General features: G+C 69.8%; 7 protein-coding genes. 2 read left to right on the top strand and 5 right to left on the bottom strand.

All coding sequences use genetic code 11. The features are described from left to right. Positions 1–10 precede the first annotated feature (10 nt). Complete coding sequence (locus tag R1101_RS0112565; RefSeq protein ID WP_016933768.1) at positions 11–925, top strand: phytoene/squalene synthase family protein; 915 nt, start codon at positions 11–13, stop codon at positions 923–925. A gap of 18 nt (positions 926–943) precedes the next feature. Here the strand turns inward: R1101_RS0112565 and R1101_RS0112560 are convergent, their stop codons facing one another. Further along, positions 944–1,315, bottom strand: coding sequence for an Rv2175c family DNA-binding protein (locus tag R1101_RS0112560; protein WP_026003206.1), 372 nt, complete (start codon positions 1,313–1,315; stop codon positions 944–946). 182 nt (positions 1,316–1,497) lie between these two features. On the opposite strand from R1101_RS0112560, the gene pknB reads away from it, so the two are divergent. Then, positions 1,498–3,543 carry a Stk1 family PASTA domain-containing Ser/Thr kinase gene (gene pknB, locus R1101_RS0112555; RefSeq protein ID WP_016933766.1) on the top strand — a complete coding sequence of 682 codons (2,046 nt, stop codon included), beginning with the start codon at positions 1,498–1,500 and terminating at the stop codon, positions 3,541–3,543. Positions 3,544–3,562: 19 nt separating this feature from the next. On the opposite strand, the gene R1101_RS0112550 is transcribed toward pknB, so the two are convergent. The 4 genes from R1101_RS0112550 to R1101_RS0112530 form a co-directional block, all read right to left on the bottom strand. Next, positions 3,563–4,948, bottom strand: a complete 1,386-nt coding sequence (locus tag R1101_RS0112550) for a class II 3-deoxy-7-phosphoheptulonate synthase (protein WP_016933765.1) — start codon at positions 4,946–4,948, stop codon at positions 3,563–3,565. A gap of 54 nt (positions 4,949–5,002) precedes the next feature. After that, positions 5,003–5,494 carry a polyadenylate-specific 3'-exoribonuclease AS gene (locus R1101_RS0112545; RefSeq protein ID WP_016933764.1) on the bottom strand — a complete coding sequence of 164 codons (492 nt, stop codon included), beginning with the start codon at positions 5,492–5,494 and terminating at the stop codon, positions 5,003–5,005. Between the two features lie 4 nt (positions 5,495–5,498). Next, positions 5,499–6,287 carry a lysophospholipid acyltransferase family protein gene (locus R1101_RS26580; protein ID WP_016933763.1) on the bottom strand — a complete coding sequence of 263 codons (789 nt, stop codon included), beginning with the start codon at positions 6,285–6,287 and terminating at the stop codon, positions 5,499–5,501. A 150-nt stretch (positions 6,288–6,437) separates the two neighbouring features. Further along, positions 6,438–7,223, bottom strand: a 786-nt coding sequence (locus R1101_RS0112530) for an ROK family protein (protein ID WP_016933762.1), incomplete at its 5' end; no start/stop codon positions are given.

The following is a 7,223-nucleotide window of genomic DNA, read 5'->3' as shown; positions in this document are numbered from 1 at the left end:
CGCCGGGAGCGTGACCGACGACCTCGCCCGGGCCTATGCCTACTGCGCCGACCTCACCGCAGAGCACGGACGCACCTACAACCTCGCCACCCGATTGCTGCCCGCCCCGCGCAGAAGCGCCGTCCACGCGCTCTACGGATTCGCCAGGCATGTCGACGACATCGTCGACGTCACCGCGGTGGACGACCCGGAAACCGCGATCCGCGGTGTCGACGACGCGCACGCCCGGTTGCACGCCGCGCTCGCGGGCGATCCGGGCCCGCTCGACGACACCGGGCTGGTGGTCCGCGCACTCGCCGACACGATCGGGCAGTACGGCATCCCGATCGACTTCTTCGAGGCGTTCATCCGGTCCATGCGCATGGACGTGCCGGGCACCCCCGAATTCCGGCCCCACTATCGGACCATGAAGGAACTGCGCGAGTACATGTACGGCTCCGCGGCCGTGATCGGGCTCGAACTGCTTCCCGTGTTCGGAGTCGACGATCCGGCGGCCGCGCCGGCCGCTGCTGCCCTCGGCGAAGCGTTCCAGCTCACCAATTTCATCCGCGACGTGGGAGAAGACCTCGAACGCGGACGCGTCTACATCCCGCTCGAACTGTGGTCGGCGTTCGGGGTCGGCCTCGACCTGCTGCGCGAGGGCAGACGCACCGGGGTGGTCGATCCGCGGGTCCGGCGGGCTCTCGCCCACGCGGTCGCGCTGACCCGTGCCGAGTACCGCAGGGCCGAGCCCGGCCTGGCGCTACTCCCCGACCGGATCCGGCCGGGCATCCGCACCGCGTTCACGCTCTACGGGCGGATCCTCGACGAGGTCGAACGCAGCGGGTTCCGGGTGCTCGACCGGCGCGCGACGGTTCCTCGCCGCACGCGCGCCGCGGTGATGCTCACCGAGTACGTCACCGGTTCACTGTTCCGGCATCGCTGACCTCGGAGAGCCGGGGAGTCAGAAGGCGAGCGCCTGCGCCCGCCGCATCACCTCGCGCGCGGATTGCGTGTGCATCGCGGCCACGGGGTATCCGCCGGGAAGAGAATCGTCCTCGTCGAACAACCACCGCAGGATCTCGTCGTCCTGGTAACCACCGTCGTGCAGCACCGCGATCAGACCGGGAAGGCCCTTGAGGACCTCCCCCTCTCCGTCGAGGAAGGCCTCGGGTACCACGGGCACCCGGTCGCGTTTGAACGCCAGCAACTGCCGGTCGCGCACCATCTGGTGGACGCGCGAGATGGCGACGCCGAGGGTCTTCGCCACGTCGACGAGCTGCACCACGGGGACGGAGCGGTCGAGAACGTCGTCGCAGTAAGGGATTGCACTCACCCCACCACGTTATCGCTGTGCCCGCGCGGACGGCTACGCGGCTACCGTCCACGGGAGCTGGCTACGATCGACGGGGACGAAATCACTTCGCGCACGCGGAGCCGGACCTTCGTCACGTCGATACCTCGAAGGCCCGGGTACCGGCGTCCCACCATCACGCACGAGACACGGGGGTACACCGGGTGACCGCTGGAGGCGACCGACTGGTCGGCGTCGTGCTCGACCGGCGTTATCGCATCGAATCGCAGATCGCGCGGGGCGGCATGTCGACCGTCTACCGCGGCACCGATCTGCGCCTCGACCGTCCTGTCGCCGTGAAGATCATGGACCCGCAGTTCGCGGCGGATCCCCAGTTCCTGGCACGGTTCGAGTTCGAGGCCAGGTCCGTCGCGCGGCTGACCCATCCCGGGCTGGTCGCGGTGTACGACCAGGGCCAGGACGGCGATCACGTCTTCCTCGTGATGGAGCTCGTCGAAGGTGGCACCCTCCGCGAGTTGCTGCGCGAACGCGGCCCGATGCCGCCTCACGCCGCCGCCGCGGTGGCGGCGCCGGTCCTCGGTGCCCTGGCCGTGGCGCACCGTGCAGGTCTCGTGCACCGCGACATCAAGCCCGAGAACATCCTCATCTCCGGCAACGGCGAGGTGAAGATCGCCGATTTCGGGCTCGTCCGTGCCGTCGCCGCCGCGACCACCACCTCGCGCAGCGTGATCCTCGGCACTGCGGCCTATCTGTCTCCCGAACAGGTCACCGTCGGCAGCGCGGACGCACGCAGCGACGTCTACTCGACCGGTGTGCTCGTGTACGAGATGCTCACCGGCCGCACCCCCTTCACCGGCGACACCTCGCTGTCGGTGGCGTACCAGCGGGTGGAGAAGGACGTGCCCGATCCGAGTTCGGCGATCGACGGGGTGCCGCCCGAACTCGACGCCTTCGTCCGCCGCGCCACCGAGCGCGAACCGGCCGAACGCTACGCGGACGCCCAGGTGATGGCAGATGCTCTCGGGGAGATCTGCGAGACACTCGACCTGCCGCGTTACCGCGTTCCCGCACCGAGACGATCGGCCGTGCGCACGCCACCGGCACGGGTGGATCCCGACGCCGTACCGGCGCGCACCTCCGACGGCTCCGCGACCGGGCGTCCCGCTACCGCCCCCGCGACCACGGCACTGCCCGCCACCGCGGCGGCGAACGCACATGCGCCGACGACCGTGCAGACCGCGGTGCCGGGCACCGCCGGCCCGAATGCTCCCACCACCCGTCCCCACCCCACCCGGGTCGCGACCCGCGCCCATCCGCGCCCCGACACCGAAGCGGTGGCGCCGCGGCCCGACTACGCCGCCGACCGTCGCCGTCAGCGCCGCTCGGCGGCCGCCTGGATCGCCGCGATCATCGTGCTCGCACTGTTCATGGGAATCGCCGGATGGTGGCTCGGCGCCGGCCGGCTCACCGACGTCCCGACCGTGCAGGGGCTCGACCGGGCCGCCGCCGTCTCCGCGATCGAGACAGCCGGACTGGCCGGCGAGATCAGAGGCGAGTACTCCGACGACGTCCCGGTCGACACCGTCCTCGGCACCGATCCCACCGCAGGATCACGTGTGCCCGACGGCGACACGATCGCGCTGCTCGTGTCGCTCGGCAGGCCCACCGTTCCGTCCATCCCCGGCGCCGGGGAGAGATCCGTCGTCGAGGACGAACTGCGGCGTCGCACCTTCGAGCCGGTGGAGGGCGGCACCGCCTTCAGCACCACGGTGCCCGAGGGAGGCGTCGCCGCACTCGATCCCGCGCCGGGATCCGTCCTGCCCGTCGGGTCCGAGGTGAAGCTTGTGATGAGCAAGGGATCACCCCCGGTGACCCTGCCCGATCTCTCCGGACGCACGGTCGACGAGGCGCGGCGCATCCTCGACGATGCGGGACTGACCGTCGGGGAGATCCGGGAGGTCTTCGACGCCGACGTCGACGGGGGCCTCGTCGCCGGCACCGACCCGGCGGAGGGCGACGAGGTCAATGCCGGAGGAACGGTCACCCTTCTCGTATCCGATGCAGTGAAGGTGCCGTCGCTGTTGGGTCGTTCGGTGGGCTCGGCCCGCGAAGAACTCACCCGACTCGGCTTCGAGGTCGAGGTGCGGCAGCTCGGCGACTCCGACCGGTCGGTCGTGATCGGCCAGAATCCCGGGGCGGGCCGGAGAGCGGAACAGGGCAGCACGATCACGTTGACCGCACTGCCCTGATCCGAGCGATGTTTCCCGCCTACCCGCGGAGCATCTCCGCGACCAGGAACGCGAGTTCGATCGACTGCTGCGTGTTCAGACGCGGATCGCACGCCGTCTCGTAACGACCGTGCAGGTCGAGATCGGAGATGTCCTGGGCGCCACCGAGGCATTCGGTGACGTTCTCACCGGTGAGCTCGACGTGGATGCCACCGGGATGCGTGCCGAGCGCGCGGTGTACCTCGAAGAAGCCCTGCACCTCGTCGACGATGCGGTCGAAGTGGCGCGTCTTGTAGCCGGTGGACGCCTCGTGGGTGTTGCCGTGCATCGGATCGCACTGCCAGATCACCTTGTGACCGGTGGACTCGACGCGCTCGATGATGCCGGGCAGCAGGTCGCGGACCTTCGAGTGCCCCATCCGGGAGATCAGGGTGAGCCGGCCCGGCGTGTTGTGCGGGTCGAGCCGCTCGACGTACTCGACGGCCATCTCCGGGGTGGTCGACGGGCCGATCTTGAGGCCGATCGGGTTCGACAGCAGCTCCGCGAACGCGATGTGCGCGCCGTCGAGCTGACGGGTGCGATCACCGATCCACAGGAAGTGGGCCGACAGGTCGTACAGGCGCGGTTCGTCGCCCGAGTTGTCGAGGCGCAGCATCGCGCGCTCGTAGTCGAGGACGAGGGCCTCGTGGCTGGCGTAGATCGTCGCCGCACGCAGGTTCGGGTCGACGACGCCGCAGGCGTCCATGAACCGCAGGCCACGATCGATCTCGGAGGCGAGCGCCTCGTAGCGGGCACCGGCCGGCGAGGCCGAGACGAAGGCCCGGTTCCAGTCGTGCACGCGATGCAGGTCGGCCTCGCCGGCCGCGGTGACAGCACGCACGAGGTTCATCGCGGCACTGGCGTTCGCGTAGGCGCGCACGAGACGGGACGGATCGTGCCTGCGCACCTCGGGATCGGCGACCAGCGAGTTGACCATGTCGCCGCGGTAGGACGGCAGACCGAGCGCATCGGTGTCGGACGAGCGCGGCTTGGCGTACTGGCCGGCGATACGCGCGACCTTCACCACCGGCGTCGAGGCACCGTAGGTCAGCACCACCGCCATCTGCAGCAACGTGCGGATGTTGCCCTTGATGTGCGGCTCGGTGTTGTCGGCGAACGTCTCGGCACAGTCGCCGCCCTGCAGGAGGAAGGCTTCACCGCGGGCGACGGCGGCGAGCTGGTTCTGCAGCTCCTCGACCTCGCGGGGCACGGTGATGGGGGGCACGCTCTCGAGCACGGTGCGCATCGCCGCGGCCTGCTCCTCGGGCCAGCCGGGCTGCTGCAGCGCCGGTTTCGCGAGCGCCGCGTCGAGGTTGGCACGCAGCTCCTCGGGCAACGGAGGAAGTTCGGGCAAGCGGTCGATCGGCACGTCGACAGTCCAGTTCACCCGTCCAGGATATGGCGTGACGGCGGGACGCGGCGCAGCACCCCGTTACCCGCGTCACCGTGAACGACGAGCGGCCTCGATCGCCTCGAACTTCGCGAGGTTGTGGCGGGCGTCGGCGAGGGCGTCGTGATTGTCGTCCGGAACCGGAGGCAGGGGTGGGCAACCCGAGTCCTCCCAGTGCTGCCGGAGTTCGCGGGTATAGCGGGGCAGGACGTCCGGAAGATCGGGCATCGTGCCCCACAACTGCGCGAGGACGACGTGGTCGTAGGCCCCGATCCATGCCCACAGCTCGGGTCGGATACCCGGCCGGGGCACGAGGAACTTCAGCAGGTCGTCGCGGATCCTCGACCGCGACTTCCATGCGGGGTGCGCCGGGGGCGGCAGCTTCGGCAGCACGTTGCGGCGCACCCAGGCGCCGGCCCGGGACGGGTCGAACTCGGTCGACACCGCGTAGAACTCGCGGCCGTCCTCGCAGGCGACACCGATCGAGACGAGTTCGATCGTGCGACCGTCCTCGATGAATTCACAGTCGTAGAAGTAGCGCACCTGCTCACCCGGCGCGGGTGTCGGGAATACGGTCCGGGACGGGACCGCCCGGCGGCGGGGTGACGGCCTCGGACTCCGACGCGCCTGTCTCCCCGGCCGTACCCGGGCCGTCCGCCACGCCCGGGGTGCTCTTCAGGGTCGCGGCGTAGATGTCGACGTACTCCTGGCCCGACAACTGCATGAGCGAGTACATGACCTCGTCGGTGACGGTGCGCTCGACGAACCTGTTGCCGCCCATGCCCTCGAACCGGGAGAAATCGATGGGCTTGCCGATCCGCACGGTGATCTTCGCCGGTCGCCACATCTTCGAGCCGATGGGGTTCATCCGGTCGGTTCCGATCATGGCGACGGGGATCACGGGGACGCCGGTCTCGAGCGCCAGCCGCGCCAGGCCGGTCTTGCCCTTGTAGAGACGTCCGTCGGGTGAGCGGGTGCCCTCGGGGTAGATGCCGAGCAGTTTTCCCTGGCCGAGAACCCGGACCCCGGCATTGAGCGCGTCCTGCGCGGCATCGGCGCCGGTGCGGTCGATGGGGACCTGCCCGACCGAAGAGAAGAACCAGCGCTGGAAGGCGCCCTTGGGACCGGCACCGGTGAAGTACTCGCTCTTGGCCAGGAAGGTGATCCGCCGTCGCACGAGGAGGGGAAGGTAGAACGAGTCGAGGACCGCGCGGTGATTACTGGCCAGGATCGCCGGGCCGTGCGCGGGAATGTTCTCGCCGCCTTCGAAGGTCGGACGACCTATGAGCCACAGCAACGGTCCCAGGAGGACGTATTTGAACAGCCAGTACCACATGGCATCCTTCCCGAATCCGATCTTCCCCCCACGCGGATCGGTGCAGCACCGCCCGCCGGTCGACTCTACGACGATGCGGCCGCCACACGCACATCACCGAGGTGCCCGACCCCACGCTTTCGACCTCGACGTGACGATAATCTCATCCGCTTAACGGGATCGCGGGGTTCCGCACACCTCGGCGCGGGCCAGATCCGCAGCACCGATCAGCCCTGCGGCATCACCGAGTTGCGCCACCCGGACGCGCGCGAGGGGACGGTGCCCGGCACCGGTGGTGACGGCCGCATAGTGTTCGCGCGCAGCGTCGAGGAACAGCGGTGCGGAGCCGGAGACCCCTCCCCCGATGACGACGAGTTCGGGGTCGTAGACGTCGGCGACGAGCGCCAGTCCGAGGCCGAGTCTGCGGGCGAAGTCGTTGAACGCCGCGAGCGCGACGGGGTCGCCGTCGTGGGCGGCCCCGGCGATCCGCCGTCCGGTGAGCGATCCCGGATCCGCGGCGATCTCACCGGCGAGCACGGAACGTCCGGGATCCGCCGCGAGCATCTCGACGGTCGTGTCCACGAGACCTGTTCCGCTGCAATATCGCTCCCAGCAACCGCGCTTTCCGCACGGGCAGGGACGGCCGTCGGGATCGACCTGCAGGTGCCCGAGTTCGGGGGCCACACCGAACGCACCGCGATAGATCCTGCCGTCGAGCAGCAGGGCAGCACCGATTCCCGTTCCGAGTGCCACCATCACCGCGATCCCGCTGCCTGCGGCGGCACCGAAGCGGTACTCGGCCCAGGCTGCGGCGTTGGCGTCGTGTTCGAGCACGACCGGCAGCCCGAAGCGCGCGGTCAGCGTCTGCGCGAGTGGCGTCTCCCGCCAGGGCAGATGAGGCGCGAACCGCACGGTGGTGCGGTCTTCGGTCAGGAAGCCCGCGACCCCCACGCCGAC

This window comes from Rhodococcus sp. R1101 (genome assembly GCF_000278445.1).
In the GTDB taxonomy this organism is placed as follows: domain Bacteria; phylum Actinomycetota; class Actinomycetes; order Mycobacteriales; family Mycobacteriaceae; genus Rhodococcus; species Rhodococcus gordoniae.
The sequence above is the reverse complement of the archived record's forward strand: the minus strand, read 5'-3'. Positions and strand labels throughout refer to the sequence as shown.

Excerpts from the sequence above, each read along its gene's own strand:
- R1101_RS26580 (WP_016933763.1), bottom strand. The coding sequence starts at position 6,287 with ATGTGGTACTGGCTGTTCAAATACGTCCTCCTGGGACCGTTGCTGTGG.